At 63.1% G+C, this 13345-nt stretch carries 14 protein-coding genes and 1 pseudogene; 13 read left to right on the top strand and 2 right to left on the bottom strand.

Annotated elements, in window-relative coordinates; genetic code table 11:
- From VMR03_RS17345 to purU, 12 genes and pseudogenes are all read left to right on the top strand, one after another.
- A pseudogene (locus tag VMR03_RS17345) lies at positions 1-1476 on the top strand (conjugal transfer protein TrbE); the annotation flags it as partial.
- Positions 1473-2198, top strand: a complete 726-nt coding sequence (gene trbJ, locus VMR03_RS17340) for a P-type conjugative transfer protein TrbJ (RefSeq protein ID WP_325407444.1) — start codon at positions 1473-1475, stop codon at positions 2196-2198. The pseudogene VMR03_RS17345 and the gene trbJ, both read left to right, overlap by 4 nt.
- 33 nt (positions 2199-2231) lie before the next feature.
- The gene (gene trbL / locus VMR03_RS17335; RefSeq protein WP_325407442.1) at positions 2232-3395 is read left to right on the top strand and encodes a P-type conjugative transfer protein TrbL; all 1164 of its coding nucleotides are present in this window, start codon (positions 2232-2234) and stop codon (positions 3393-3395) included.
- On the top strand, positions 3395-4093 hold the full coding sequence (trbF, locus tag VMR03_RS17330) for a conjugal transfer protein TrbF (protein ID WP_325407440.1): 699 nt from the start codon (positions 3395-3397) through the stop codon (positions 4091-4093). The genes trbL and trbF overlap by 1 nt, the downstream gene beginning before the upstream one ends.
- 16 nt (positions 4094-4109) lie before the next feature.
- Positions 4110-5129: a P-type conjugative transfer protein TrbG gene (trbG, locus tag VMR03_RS17325; RefSeq protein WP_325407438.1), complete on the top strand. Its 1020-nt coding sequence runs from the start codon at positions 4110-4112 to the stop codon at positions 5127-5129.
- 9 nt (positions 5130-5138) lie between these two features.
- Entirely contained in the window at positions 5139-6407 is a 1269-nt protein-coding gene (locus VMR03_RS17320; protein WP_325407437.1) for a TrbI/VirB10 family protein, read from the top strand.
- Positions 6408-6412: 5 nt separating this feature from the next.
- Positions 6413-6715, top strand: a complete 303-nt coding sequence (locus VMR03_RS17315) for a DUF2274 domain-containing protein (protein ID WP_325407435.1) — start codon at positions 6413-6415, stop codon at positions 6713-6715.
- 1 nt (position 6716) lies between these two features.
- Positions 6717-7025, top strand: coding sequence for a DUF736 domain-containing protein (locus tag VMR03_RS17310; protein WP_325407433.1), 309 nt, complete (start codon positions 6717-6719; stop codon positions 7023-7025).
- A gap of 290 nt (positions 7026-7315) precedes the next feature.
- On the top strand, positions 7316-8125 hold the full coding sequence (locus VMR03_RS17305) for a transcriptional regulator (RefSeq protein ID WP_325407431.1): 810 nt from the start codon (positions 7316-7318) through the stop codon (positions 8123-8125).
- On the top strand, positions 8126-9103 hold the full coding sequence (locus tag VMR03_RS17300; RefSeq protein WP_325407429.1) for a nucleotidyl transferase AbiEii/AbiGii toxin family protein: 978 nt from the start codon (positions 8126-8128) through the stop codon (positions 9101-9103).
- Positions 9104-9417: 314 nt separating this feature from the next.
- Positions 9418-10926, top strand: coding sequence for an NAD(P)/FAD-dependent oxidoreductase (locus tag VMR03_RS17295; RefSeq protein ID WP_325407427.1), 1509 nt, complete (start codon positions 9418-9420; stop codon positions 10924-10926).
- Positions 10927-11113: 187 nt separating this feature from the next.
- On the top strand, positions 11114-11983 hold the full coding sequence (gene purU / locus VMR03_RS17290) for a formyltetrahydrofolate deformylase (protein WP_325407426.1): 870 nt from the start codon (positions 11114-11116) through the stop codon (positions 11981-11983).
- A 7-nt stretch (positions 11984-11990) separates the two neighbouring features.
- Here purU and VMR03_RS17285 read toward each other — a convergent pair whose 3' ends face one another.
- Both VMR03_RS17285 and VMR03_RS17280 read right to left on the bottom strand, forming a co-directional pair.
- A complete protein-coding gene (locus tag VMR03_RS17285) occupies positions 11991-12347 on the bottom strand; it encodes a hypothetical protein (protein WP_325407424.1) in 357 nt (118 codons plus the stop codon).
- Between the two features lie 73 nt (positions 12348-12420).
- Positions 12421-12672, bottom strand: a complete 252-nt coding sequence (locus tag VMR03_RS17280) for a DUF6460 domain-containing protein (protein WP_325407422.1) — start codon at positions 12670-12672, stop codon at positions 12421-12423.
- Between the two features lie 83 nt (positions 12673-12755).
- Here VMR03_RS17280 and VMR03_RS17275 point away from each other — a divergent pair, with 83 nt between their 5' ends.
- On the top strand, positions 12756-13259 hold the full coding sequence (locus VMR03_RS17275) for a cupin domain-containing protein (RefSeq protein ID WP_325407420.1): 504 nt from the start codon (positions 12756-12758) through the stop codon (positions 13257-13259).
- Positions 13260-13345: the final 86 nt, after the last annotated feature.

Here is a 13345-nt window from a genome sequence, read left to right as displayed (position 1 = left end):
GGCGATCATGTGAGCTTCGGCTATCTGACGACGACGATCACCGTCGCCGACGAGGATGCCGAAGTCGCGGACGAGCATCGCCGTGCCGTCGAGCGCGCGGTCGCCGGCGCCGGCTTCACCGTGATCCGCGAAAGCACCAATGCGGTCGAAGCCTGGCTCGGCAGTCTGCCCGGTCACGTCTATGCCAATGTCCGGCAGCCGATCGTCCATACGCTCAATCTCGCCCATCTGATGCCGCTCTCGTCCGTCTGGGCCGGGCCGGCACAGAACGCGCATTTGGACGGTCCGGTCCTGCTCCATGCCGAAAGCGAGGGCGCGACGCCGTTCCGTCTTTCGACGCATATCGGCGATGTCGGCCATATGCTGATCGTCGGGCCGACCGGCGCCGGCAAGTCGGTGTTGCTGGCGCTGATGGCGATGCAGTTCCGCCGCTACGAAAGCGCGCAACTCTATCTCTTCGACAAGGGCTTCTCGGCCCGCGCCGCCATTCTCGCCATGGGCGGCGCCCATCATGCGCTCGGCTCCGGCGAGGGTGCGACGGCGCTCGCCTTCCAGCCGCTCGCCCGCATTGATGAGCCGGCGGAACGCGGCTGGGCGGCCGAATGGATCGGCGCGCTTCTCACGCATGAGAAACTCGACGTGACGCCGGAGGTGAGGGATGCCGTCTGGTCGGCGCTCGGGAGCCTCGCCTCGGCACCGCGCGGGGAGCGCACGCTGACCGGCCTCTCCGTTCTCTTGCAATCGAATGCGCTCAAAGCGGCGCTCGCACCCTATACGCTCGAAGGTTCGTTCGGGCATCTGCTCGATGCGGCCGAGGACGGTCTCGCGTTATCTGGCATCCAGTGTTTCGAGATGGAGGCGCTGCTGCACGAGAAGGGCGCGGTGATGCCGGTCCTGACCTATCTCTTCCATCGCCTGGAGGAGCGCTTCACCGGTGCGCCGACACTGCTCATTCTCGACGAGGCCTGGATCTATCTCGACGACCCATTGTTCGCTTCCCGCATCCGCGAATGGCTGAAGACACTCCGCAAGAAGAATGTCGCCGTCATCTTCGCGACGCAATCGCTTGCCGATATCGCCGACAGCGCCATCGCGCCCGCTATTATCGAGAGCTGTCCGCAGCGGATATTCCTTCCGAATGATCGCGCGATCGAGCCGCAAGCGCGGGCGGCTTACGAGCGCTTCGGCCTCAACGCGCGCCAGATCGAACTGATCGCCGAAGCGGTGCCGAAGCGGCACTACTACCTCCAGTCCCGCCGCGGCAACCGGCTCTTCGAACTCGGTCTCGGTCCCGTCGCGCTCGCTTTCTGTGGTGCCTCCTCTCCGGCGGACCGGAAGCTCATCGATCGTGTGTTGAGTGAGGCGGGATCAGCGGGTTTCGCGAAAGGATTGCTCACCGCCAAGGGGCTCGACTGGGCCGCCGATCTCATCGACTTCCATACAGCGAAAATTTCTCCAGGGGAGACATCGTCATGACGCACAAGATTCTGCGGGCCGTACTACTCGCTCTTTTCCTCACTGCCGGTCCGATGATGACCGGCATGCGTCCGGCCACGGCCATGACCGTCTTCGATCCCACCAACTATGTGCAGAATCTGCTGCAGGCGGTCCGCGCGCTGGAGCAGATCGACAACCAGATCCGCTCGCTCCAGAACGAGGCCGTGATGCTCGACAATATGGCGCGCAATCTGGAGCATCTCGACCTCTCGACACTGGAGGGCATGGTCTCGGGGCTGACAAGGATCGGCCAGCTGATGGACCAGGCGCGCGGCATCGCCTTCACGATCGAGGCGACGCAAGAGGCCCTTGAGCGCAGCTATCCTGACCATTATGGCGCGGAGATCACTCACGACGTGCTTCTCGCCGATGCCGAGCAGCGCTGGCGCGATGCCATGTCCGCCTATGGCGACACGATGCGCCTGCAGGCCGGCATTGCGCGCAATGTCGAGAGCGACCAGGCAGCGCTCGTCTCTCTGGTCACCGCCTCGCAAGGCGCGGCGGGCGCGCTTCAGGCGCAGCAGGCGGCAAACCAGTTGCTCGCATTGTCGACGAAACAACAGTTTCAGATCCAGACCCTGATGGCGGCGCAATACCGCGCCGAGGCGCTTGATGCGGCGCGCAAGGCCCAGGCCGAGGAACAGGCGCGCGCCAGCTTCGACCGCTTCATGGGCGAAGGCAAAGCCTATCCGGCGCAGTGACAAACGAAGAGTGAGAGGTGAGGAGCGAGCGGCATGGATGATCTCGGCGTCATCGACCGGTTCATGGAGGCCTTCACCCAGGCGATCGACAGCGGTTTCGGGCTGTTGCAGGGCGATGTCGCCTTCCTGACTGCGATCCTGATCGGCATCGACATCACGCTGGCCGGCCTCTTCTGGGCGATGGAGGAGGGCAATGTGCTCGGCCGTCTCCTGCGCAAGGTCCTCTATGTCGGTGTCTTCGCACTGATCCTGAATAATTTCGCTGGCCTTGCCGACATTATCTTCCGCTCCTTCGCGGGGCTCGGTCTGCATGCGGCGGAGAATGAACTCACCGCCGACGATCTGCTCCGGCCGGGCTATCTCGCCGGCATCGGCTTCGAGGCGGCCTGGCCGCTTTTGCAGCAGGCGGGTTCGCTGATGGGCTTCACGAGCTTCTTCAACCATGCGGTGACGATCATCGTGCTGGTGCTCGCCTGGACCGTCGTCATCGCCGCCTTCTTCATCCTTGCGGTACAACTCTTCATCACCATCATCGAGTTCAAGCTGACGACGCTGGCGGGTTTCGTGCTCGTGCCTTTCGCGCTCTGGACCAAAACGGCGTTTCTGGCCGAGCGCGTGCTCGGCAATGTCGTCGCCTCGGGCGTCAAGGTGATGTTGCTCGCGGTCATCATCGGCATCGGTTCGGGTTTCTTCACCGATTTCGTGACGGCGCTTCAGGGCCGCGAGCCCAATCTCAACGACGCCATGGCGCTGGTGCTGGCCTCGCTGGCCCTCTTCGGGCTCGGCATTTTCGGACCCGGCATCGCGGCGGGTCTCGTCTCCGGCGCGCCGCAGCTCGGCGCCGGTGCGGCGGTCGGCGCGACCGGCGGCGTCGCGGCCGGTGCGGCGCTCGCAGGCGGCATGGCGCTCGGAGCCGCCCGAATGGGAAGCTCGGCCGGACTTTCAGCACTTCGGGCCGGCACCGGCATGGGGACCGCGACGGCCGGTGCATCGGCGATGGGGCCTGCGGCGGGCATGGCCGCGTCGTCTTCAGCCGGAATTTCATCAAGCATGGCGGCGGGCACGCCCGACTGGGCGCGGCGTCTCCGCGCCGAGCAGCGCCGCCGCATCCATACCCAGACCGCGATGCAGGCGATCCGTGAAGGCGACCGGCCGGGTGCCGGCGCCAATCCTTCCTTCGATGACGGGAGATCCTGATGCTCTTCAAGCGTAGTGCTGAGCGATATAGCCGGACCCCCGAACCGGTCACGCCGTACCAGAAGGCGGCTCAAGCCTGGGACGAGCGGATCGGTGCGGCCCGCGTGCAGGCGCGGAACTGGCGGTTAATGGCGTTTGGGTGTCTCGCGCTCAGCGCCGGGCTCTCGGCGGGACTCTATTGGCAATCGCTGCAGTCTCACGTGACCCCATATGTGGTCGAGATCGAGCGTTCGGGCGAGGTCCGTGCCGTGCGGCCCGCCATCGAGAGCTACACGCCGGGCGACGCGCAGGTCGCCTTTGTGCTAGCGCGCTTCATCTCGAATGTCCGCTCGCTTTCCTCCGATCCGATCGTTCTGCGGAAGAGCTGGCTGGAGGCCTACGACCATGCGACCGGCCGCGCGGCGAATTTCCTCAACGAATTCGCGCGTGAGAGCGATCCTTTCAAATCGGTCGGCACGCGCAATGTGTCCGTTGAAGTGACAAGCGTCGTCCGCGTCTCGGAACGCTCCTTCCAGGTAAAATGGCGCGAGCGGCACTACGAGCGCGGCAGCCTCGCCGCGACGACGCGCTGGACCGCGATCCTCACCATCGCCATTCGAACGCCCCGCGATGCCGAGACGCTCCGGAAGAACCCGCTCGGTCTTTATGTCGAAGCGCTCGACTGGTCGCGCGAACTCAATCCCGGTGAAACCCCCTGACCCTACGGAGGACTAGATGACCCCGATCCGTCTTGTATTTACGGCGACCGTCTCCGCGCTTGTGCTGACCGCCTGCGCCGACAAGGTGCCACCGCCCCAGATCCGCTATGACGCGGCCGATCTGCAACCGGCACAGCTCGAGCCTCAGCCCCCGAAACCCGTCGAGATCGTCGCCATGCCCGAGCCCTTGCCGCTGCCGGGTCAGTTGCAGACTTTGGATACGGCGAAGCCGAAGTCGGACAAGAGGGCGCCTGCGGAGAGGGTCGAGGCCGCCAACAAGGAGGCGCTGATCGAACCCATGCGGGATGGCTATATCAATGCGATCCAGGTCTATCCCTTCACCGAAGGCGCGCTCTACCGGCTCTATGCGGCGCCGGAGCGCGTTAGCGACATCGCTTTGCAGCCGGGCGAGGAACTCATCGCCGTCTCGGCCGGCGACACGGTACGCTGGGTGATCGGCGACACGGTAAGCGGCAGCGGCCCCGGCAAACGCGTCCATGTGTTGGTGAAGCCTTTCGCCGCCGGGCTCGAGACCAATCTCGTCATCACCACCGATCGACGTGCCTATCGTCTGGCGCTTGAGAGCACCGAGGCGACGGCCATGGCCGCACTTTCCTGGGCCTATCCGCGGGACGAGCTGCTCGCCTTGCAGGCGCGGAATGCGAAGGCGCAAGCGGCATCGACAATCGCAAGCGGTATCGATCTCGCTTCGCTCCGTTTTCGCTACGAGATCACCGGCGACGATCCGCCCTGGCGACCGCTCCGCGCCTTCGACGACGGTTCGAAAGTCTATATCGAATTTCCGGCGCGGCTCGATCAGGGCGAGGCGCCGCCGCTCTTCGTCGTCGGACCGTCCGGCGGCGGTGAACTCGTCAACTACCGCATGCGCGGCCACTACTACATTGTCGACCGCCTCTTCGCGGCGGCGGAACTGCGCCTCGGCGAGGCGCCGCAGCAAGTGGTGCGCATCAGCCGTACAGATAATGTAGCGAGCGCCGGCGATGATCGTCCCTCGCGGCTGCGGCCGGGACGATAGGAGAGAGGTATGGCCGGTCCCGCCTCGCCGCACGATCAGACGCCCCCGCCCGGAAAAGTCGATCCCGAAACGCTGGTGCTGCGCGCGAAACCGCGCCGCGTGACGCGCTTCCGCCGCAGCGTCGTTATCGGCGTCGCGGCGGCGGGCTCGGCGACGATCTTCGCGCTCGCCTTTCTGGCGCTGGAGGGCTCAAGCTTCCGTCTCATGGGACCGGATGGCTCGGAACTCTACCACCCGGACCGGAAGGAGAGGGCGGAGGGGTTGGCGGCGCTGCCAGAGAGCTATGACGAGATCCCGAAGCCGGTGCCCGCACTCGGCGCGCCACTTCCCGGCGAATTTGGCCGCCCGATCCTAAGACGCGAGGCGGAACTCGGCATCGACAACAATGCGGGTCTCCGCCCGAGTTTCGTGCCGAGCGCCGAGGAGAACGACGCCCGCGCCGAACGATTGCGGCTTGCGCAGCAGGCGCGGCAAGCGGCGGAAGCGGGCGTGTTCTTTCAACTGAAGGGGAGCGGAAGCGGCGAGGGGAGGGGTCCACAAACAGGAGTGACCAATGCGGGAGAGGGCACAGGCTTTCAAGCTGTGGCCGCCGTCGAGGACCGTCTCGCTCTCGATCCGGAGCGCGACCAGAACCATCAGCAGCGCAAGCTCGATTTTATGAACCGGGGACCGGACCGAGACATCTATAACCCTCATGCGCTGCAGGAACCGGTCTCGGCGCATCAACTCATGGCCGGCAGCGTCATCGCCGCGAGCCTGATTACCGGGTTGAACTCCGATCTGCCGGGCCTTGTCGTCGCCCAGATCACGGAGAATATTTTCGATACGGTGAGCGGGAAAACGTTGCTAATCCCGCAAGGGTCCAGGCTCATCGGCAGTTACGACAGTGTCGTCGCTTTCGGCCAGTCCCGCGCGCTGCTCGTCTGGCACCGCATCGTTATGCCGGATGGTTCTTCGATCGTGATCGACAACCTGCCGGCGACGGATGCCGCCGGCTATGCCGGCGTCGCCGATGAGGTCGATTACCACACATGGGCGCTCGTCAAGGGCGTGGCGCTGGCGACGCTGCTCGGCGTCGGCACCGAACTCGGTTTCGGCAGCGAGGAAAGCGATCTCCTGCGCGCGATCCGTCAGTCGACGCAGCAGAACGTTTCGCAGGCCGGACAGCGCCTCATCGAGAAGAATCTCAACATCCAGCCGACGATCACGGTCAGGCCCGGCTGGCCGATCCGCGTCATCGTGCAGAAGGACTTGATCCTGCGCGCTTACCGAGGATGACATCCATGCCCGACCTGAAACTCGGCAAACTCCCCGATCGTATACCCGTCAAGATCACCTTCACCGCGCCACCCGATCTCAACAAGGCGCTGCAGACCTATGCGGCGCTCTACCGCGAGACCTATGGCGAGGCGGAGTCCGTCTCGGAACTCATTCCCTACATGCTGCAGAGCTTTCTGGAGGCCGACCGCGGTTTTGCCAAGGCACGGAAGGAGTTGCCGGAAGGTGAGGGTGCTGGCGTCGTTAAGCCGGGCTCGAGAGGACGCGCACCTCGCGTGTCGTTACCGCCAACCAGTAAGGAGGATTGAGATGTCTGTGATCGGGATGTTCACGTCGACAAAGGAAGGCGGCTGGTCCGGCACGATCAGGACCCTCGCCATCGACGCGAAGCTGCGCTTCGTGCCGAACGACAATCGCGACAGCGAGCGGGCACCGGCGTTCAAGCTGTTTGTGGGTCGTTCCGAAGTCGGCGCCGCATGGCGGGAGCGGGGCGGTGAGAAGGAGTATCTGAGTGTCCGGCTCGACGATCCGGTACTGGCAGCACCCGTTCATGCGGCGCTGTTCCCGGCGGAGGGTGGGGAGGAAGCCCATCTCGTCTGGAGGCGGCGGGAAGGTTAGACGCGGGCCGGTGGGGCGTTCGATGATGCAACAAAACCTCGGACGTTAGCCCTATGGTCCGAGGTTTTGTGACACGTCTTTTGAGTGGCTCCGGCTCCAGACGGTCCGAGCCTAGCCTGCCGGCTTGGAGGCCGAATCTCTTAGAACTTTCCAAATTCCGGGGAAGACTATATTTCAAATATGGTTTGAGACGGACTTTACAAAGTAGTGTTTATCCGAACATACTTTCTTCATTGGAGGTAAAACCATATCTGATATATTTCTTTTTCCGATTATAAGAAAGTTTGATCATGTCCCGGCTCGTTTCAGCCCCGTTTTTCAGCGCCAGGCCGGTCTTCGACCGGGCCGAGTATGCCGCCGCGGTCGGCCGTCGCCCCGACGACAAGGTGGTCACGGCGATGCTCTCCCAGCACCTTCGGGCCGGCAATATCAAGCGCATCGCGCGGGGCGTTTTCGCGTCCGTCCCAAAGCATGCCGATTCCGCCAAGTGGTCGGTCGATCGTTTCTTGGCGGCGTCCCGCCTGCGGCGCGGCGGCGTTATCGCCTATCACTCGGCCCTCGAGCTTCACGGTTGTGCTTATACGGAAGGCCATGAGGTGCAGGTCATCGCGCCCGGCGAGCCGGGCGTCGTAGAGACTGCGGATTTCTCCTGCCGGTTCGTGAAACCGCCGCAGGACTTCGCCTCGAAAAACGGAAGCCTGATGGACGGCGTTACGGTCGTCGATCGCATGGGGCTCGACGTTCGCGTAACGACGATCGAGCGGACGATCGCTGACCTTTTTGATCGGTATGATCTTGCCGGCGGTGCGGAGGAGCTTTTCAATTCACTTGACCTGGTCGCCCGCGTCGACGCTGCTGCCTTAGTCCGGCATGCACGCGCGCTCGGCAACGCGACGGCGGCCGGCGCCTTGGGATATTGGCTGGAGCGCGAACAGGACCGGCTCGGTGTGGAAAGTGCCGCGCTCAAAAAGCTGCACACGCTCGCCCCGCGACAAGCGCGATACGCCTTAGCCACCAAACCGGGCGAAGGCCGGACGGCCGCGGGGTGGAACGTGATCCTGCCCGTCGAGGTCATAGAGTCTCAGTTCGAGGGGGTGTAAATGGCGGCGCCCTCGACCCAGACCCTGCAGCGCATCGCCAGCGAGACCGGTCATCAGGTCGGCACGCTCGAGAAGGTGATGCGCCTTCTCGACATCCTGCAGGAGATCGCTCGCGACCGGATTCTGAGCGAGCAATTCGCTCTCAAGGGTGGCACGGCGCTCAACGTCTTTCATCTCGGTCTCGACCGTTTATCGGTCGATATCGACCTCAACTATGTTGGCGCGCTCGATCGTGCGGCGATGGAAACTGAGCGGCCGCAGCTTGAGGCGGCTCTGGGCCGACTACTGGCGTCCCAAGGATACGACATCCGCCGCCAGCCTGACGAGCATGCCGGTGGCAAGTGGATCATGCGCTTTGCGTCGGCGCTCGGCGGAAACGCGACGCTTGAGCTCGACGTGAACTACATGGCGCGTCAGCCTCTGTTCGGCACCGCCCGCGTGTCGTCGGTCGCGCTTGGAGAAGTGCGTGCAAGCGACGTGCTGGTGCTCGATATTCATGAGGTCGTCGCCGGCAAGCTCGTCGCACTCTTCGATCGCCATGCCGCACGCGACCTTTTCGATGCGCGCCGTATCCTGTCGATTGAGGGACTGGACTGGAAGAACATCAAAGCCGCGTTTCTCGCGTTCGGCGCCTGCGCGCGCCGGGATTGGCGAGCGGTTTCGACCGACGCGATCAAGGGCGACCCGCGGGAGCTTCGTCAGAAACTTATGATCTGCCTGCCGCGCGGTTACTTCGGCGGCAAAGACGAGATCGATGCGTGGATCGAGGAGACGGTTGCGCTCTGCCGGGAGCGATTTGTACTTTTATTTGATCTGACCGCGAACGAGCGGGATTTTCTCGATGGCGTTCTCGACCGCAGTGAGATCAACCCTGATCTGCTTGATGTGGCACCTGAGATACGGACGAGCATTGGTGCCATGCCGATGCTCGCCTGGAAATGTCAGCATGTTCGGAAACATCGGGGATTGGACCGATAGATGCCAAAGGTCAAACTGCGTCATTTGGTTCAAGTCGGCGACAGCGAACTCAGTCAAATCTTGTTCGCGTTCTCGGAATCTCACATTCCGTCAATCGCAAGTATCGTTGGTTGCGGGCCCCCGCAACCAAAATCCGAAACGCCGCAGCAGAAATGCCGCGGCGTTTTTGTTTTTGGTGCTCTGCCATGCCGTTCTAGGGTGCGCCTGCGTCAATTTTGACATGGCCTGTTTTCAGATAGGCGGTCAAAATGCGTAATCGCAAATAAGGGCCGGTCCACGGCTCGCGGCAAACGCAATCAAAAGAAAGAAGAGCAATGACAGGGACAGAAACACTGGCCAGGCCGACGTCAACAGCCCCCTCGAAAACCGAGCATTTCGATGTGCTGATCGTGGGCGCGGGCATATCCGGGGTCGGCGCCGCCTATCACATCAAGGAACAGTGCCCCGATCGGAGTTTTGTCGTCCTCGAGGGCCTCGAAAGCTTCGGCGGTACCTGGCTGATGCACAAATATCCGGGCATCCGCTCCGACAGCGACCTCTATACTTTCGGCTATCGCTTCAAGCCCTGGGTCGGGGCGCCGATCGCGTCGGCGCAGGAAATCCTGAGCTATATGGGCGAAGTCATTGAGGAGAACGATCTCGGACGCCACATTCGCTACAAGCACCGGATCGAAAAGGCGAGCTGGTCGGGGAAGGACAATCTCTGGACGATCGAAGGCTCGCGCGGCGACACCAATGAAGCTTTCCGGATCACCGCGAATTTCCTCTGGATGTGCCAGGGCTATTACCGCCATTCGGAAGGCTACACGCCCGAATGGAAGGACATGGACAAGTTCAAGGGGCGGATCGTCCATCCGCAGACCTGGCCGGAAGACCTCGACTACAAGGGCAAGAACGTCCTCGTGATCGGTTCCGGTGCGACGGCCGCGACGCTCGTCCCCGCCATTGCCGGCGACTGCAAGCACGTCACTCTGCTGCAACGCTCGCCCACCTATTTCATCCCGGGCCGAAATGCGAACGAGCTTGCCGACCGTCTGCGCCAGCTCGAAATCGACGAAAGCTGGATTCACGAGATCACCCGCCGGGAGATCCTGCACATGCAGGGCGAATTCACCCGCCGCTCCTTCGAGGAGCCGGAGACGGTGCGGAAGGAGCTTCTGGACGCCGTGCGTCTCTTCCTGCCGGAAGAGACCGTGCAAAAGCATTTCACGCCGAGCTACCGTCCCTGGCGTCAGCGCATCGCCTTCGTGCCCGACGGCGATATCTTCCAGGGCATCGCCTCCGGCAAGGCCTCGGTCGTGACCGACGAGATCGACCGCTTCACCGAGAAAGGCATTCTCACCAAATCGGGAGAGGAGCTGGAAGCCGACATCATCATCACCGCGACAGGCTTCAACCTCAGCGTGCTCGGCGACATCGACTTCGAGATCGACGGCAAGCCGCTCGATTTTTCGAAGACGGTCACCTATCGCGGCATGATGTTCACCGGCGTGCCCAACATGGTCTGGGTCTTCGGTTACTTCCGCGCGAGCTGGACGCTGCGTGTGGATCTGCTCGGCGATTTCGTCTGCCGGCTTCTCAACCACATGAAGAAGATCGGCGCGAAGCGCGTCACGCCGGCGCTCAGGCCGGAGGACGAGAATATGCCGCTCTCCCCCTGGATCGACCCCGAGAACTTCAATCCGGGCTATCTGATGCGCGGCATGCACCTGCTGCCGAAACGCGGCGACAAGCCCGAATGGCAGCACACCCAGGACTACTGGCTCGAAAAGAACGAACTGCCCGAGATCAATCTCGACGACAGCGCCTTCCGCTACGATTGACGACGACGCGGTCATAGCACCGCATACATGACCCGCCGGCTCCGCGCCGGCGGGTTTTTTCGTCTCCGGTCGAAGGCCCGGGGCGTGCTCGCAAGCTGCGTCCCGCAAAAGCATTTTCCCGCCCGCGCCGATTGTGAAACTATCCGCGCCGCCGCGCGGAGCGGCAGTTCCCATCCGAGGCGCATTCATGTCCGGCGAAGAAAGCCATTACATCCTCACCATTTCCTGCCCGGACGCGGTCGGCATCGTTGCCGCGGTCGCGGGGCTTCTGGCGGCGGAAAATCTCTTCATCACGGAGTCGCATCATTTCGGCGACCCTGTCACGAAGCGGTTCTTCATGCGCACGGTCTTTCATCCGGTCGAAGTCAACGCCTTCGGACAAAAGGACTTCGCGACGAAGTTCGAGCCCGTCGCGCGGCGCTTCGAGATGGAATGGCATCTCCACAATGTCGGGGTGAGGCCCTCTTTCCTGCTCATGGTCTCGCGCGCCGATCACTGTCTCAACGATCTTCTCTATCGTTATCGCACCGGCACCCTTCCGATCCATATTCCGGCCATCGTCTCGAACCATCTCGATCTGGCGCCACTCGCGCAGCAGCACCGCATTCCGTTCTTTCACATTCCGGTGGCCCGCGACAACAAGGTCGAGGCCGAGCGCCGGCTGCTCGAACTGGTGGAAGAAACCAAGGCGGAGTTCGTCGTGCTTGCGCGCTACATGCAGGTCCTGTCGGACGAGACATGCCGCGCGCTCGCCGGCCGCGCCGTCAACATCCATCACTCGTTCCTGCCAAGTTTCAAGGGCGCAAAACCCTATCATCAGGCGCATGAGCGCGGCGTGAAGCTCATCGGCGCGACAGCGCATTTTGTCACGAGCGATCTCGACGAAGGCCCGATCATCGAACAGCGCGTCGAGCCGGTCACCCATACGACCACGGTCGAGCAGATGATCGCGGCCGGCCGCGATGTCGAGGCGCTGGTGCTGGCCCGCGCCGTCGCCGCGCTTGCGGGACGTCGCGTCTTTCTCAACGGAAAACGGACGGTGGTTTTCGGCGGGTGAGGCGCCGTCAGAAACCTTTGCCCTTGGTCACCGACCATTTGAGGTCGCCGTCCCCACCGGTGAAAACACCGGCACTACCGGCCTTCGGCGGTTCGGAGATCGGGTCGGTGCAACTCTCGGGCGTCTTCGCCATCTTCGTGCAGATGCTCTTGCCCTTGACGCGCCACCAGCCGCGCGTCTCCTTGCCGTCGGGCGCGCGCACGATGATGCGGTTGCGATCGGGGTAGTAGATTTTCGTGGTGCCCTGGGGGCCGGTCAGTTCGACCGTATTGCCGATAAGTCCCGAGCCCACATCGGCAAGGGCCGTTCCGGGCGCGAGAAGAAACGCGACCGTCGATGCGGCGAGGCAAATCCTGAAAAACATTCACGAGGTCCGTTCGAGTGTCCAGCCGCAATCTAGCCCGGAGGAAGGAGCAAGACGAGCCTTGCCCGCCTCTTCACTTTCCCATACGCGGCGGTTTCAGAAGAAAGAGGACCACCCAGATCGGAACGAGCACCAGAGCGCCCAGGATGAAGTGCGGCAGCGCCCAGTCGAAACCCTCGCGCAGCATCGCCATGATGTGCTGGGGTGTGAAGCCCACATCGGTCAAAACCTGATCGGCACTGATGTCGAACTCGTTGAGGACGGCGCCGATCAGGACCGCCACCAGTATGAACTTTATGAGTGTCGACAAGGCGTTATAGAACATGGGAGCGCCGCCCCGTCCGGCGAATCTCTATTAGGAACAGTTTAGACCGGCAGCGCAGCGGAACAAGCCTCGGGAGAATTTTCATGGCGGATGACGGCGAAACCCTTGGAAAGGCCCCGGAGGGGCACTTTTACTGGAGCGCGGACCGCATTTCGAAGCTGCCGGAACGGGCGCATGTCCATCAGTTCAACGCCAATGCGATCCGCCATACCCGTTCGATCGGCGACCTCGCGGGCCTAAGTGACATGGGTATCCACCTCGTGCGGGTGGAGCCCGGGCGGGACTCGACCGAGCATCATTTCCACGGGCAGGACGAGGAATTCCTTTTCGTGCTGTCCGGCCGGGGCGAGGCGACGATCGGCGACACGGTCCTCTTGATCGGACCGGGCGATTTTCTCGCCTTCCCGAAGGGCTCGCCCGCCCATTCGACGCATGTGCCGGCGAAGGCGGGGGAGGATCTCGTCTATCTGATGGGTGGTACGCGCTCCCCCATCGATGTCTGCACCTATCCGCGCGCCGGGCTTCGCATGTACCGGATCGACGGCGAGAAGGAATATATCGAGCTCGGCGACCTGAAAAAGGTCTAGCTGGCAAGCCCCGCGCGAAGCGGCGCCGTGTAGTGCCAGGCGAGATGACCGAGTTCGAGCAGGATGACGGCGACCAGAAGCCGGAA

This window comes from Parvibaculum sp. (assembly GCF_035511255.1).
In the GTDB taxonomy this organism is placed as follows: Bacteria; Pseudomonadota; Alphaproteobacteria; order Parvibaculales; family Parvibaculaceae; genus Parvibaculum.
This window is presented reverse-complemented; position numbering and strand designations above follow the sequence as displayed.